Annotated in this window: 1 protein-coding gene; it reads left to right on the top strand. The window is 79.2% G+C overall.

All coding sequences use genetic code 11. The features are described 5' to 3' along the window. The first annotated feature begins 73 nt into the window (after positions 1-73). On the top strand, positions 74-643 hold the full coding sequence (locus tag ACFW2E_RS28215) for a hypothetical protein (RefSeq protein ID WP_384469883.1): 570 nt from the start codon (positions 74-76) through the stop codon (positions 641-643). Positions 644-790 lie beyond the last annotated feature (147 nt).

Here is a 790-nt window from a genome sequence, read left to right on the forward strand (position 1 = left end):
TCATCGGATTGCTCGGGGGGGTGTACCGCCCGGCGGTGCCCGGCCTGCCGGCCGGCCGTGCGAGGGTTCCCGCATGACCGACGCGACCGTTCCCCCGTACGCCGACGAAGCCGACCTGTGGCACCGGCTGGCCGCGCTGCTGCCCTCCCCCGGGGACGTGGACGAGGTCCGGGGCTGCTGGGACATCGGCGAGCAGGAGGCCGGGCTCACGGTGCTGGTCCGGCGGGTCCGTGAACTCGGCCTGCCCCTGGGTGACGTGGAGCGCGCCGAGATCGCGGTGATGGCACAGGAGTGGGGAGTGTGGGACCAGCTCGGGACGGACATCGCCGCCTGTCCGCGCGAGGTGGGGCCGGAGCTGCTGCGGGTGCTCGGGGACGGCGCCGGGGACCCGGTCCCGGGGCGGTCCGTGCTGCCGGACCGGTCCTCGCCGGAGCTGTTCCTCGTCCCCTGGATCACCTGTGCGAGCTGCGGCCGGACCCTGGCCCGGGGGCACACGCGCGAGGAGTGGGGGGACCTGTCGTACCTCCCGCTGCTCTACGTGGTGTTCACGCCCGGACGTTCGATGGCGCCGCGGGTCTTCGACCGCGAGGAGCGGCACGCCGCCTGGTCGGCGCTGGCGGCCCTGCGCGACTCCTGCGGGTGACGGGCGTCAGGAGGGCCGGCTCGGGCCGCCGGCCGGCGGGGGCGGCGGCCCGGGCGGGGGGCGGCGGGGCCGGGGCGCGGCGGGCGGCGCGGGGCGGCGCGGCGGCGGCGGGGGGCGGGGCCCGGGGCGGGGCGGCGCCCGCGCCCC

The sequence above is a fragment of the Streptomyces sp. NPDC058964 genome (assembly GCF_042741275.1).
Classification (GTDB): domain Bacteria; phylum Actinomycetota; class Actinomycetes; order Streptomycetales; family Streptomycetaceae; genus Streptomyces.

What these genes read in the sequence shown, in the direction of transcription:
- ACFW2E_RS28215 (WP_384469883.1), top strand. Translation starts at nt 74, where the DNA reads ATGACCGACGCGACCGTTCCCCCGTACGCCGACGAAGCCGACCTGTGG.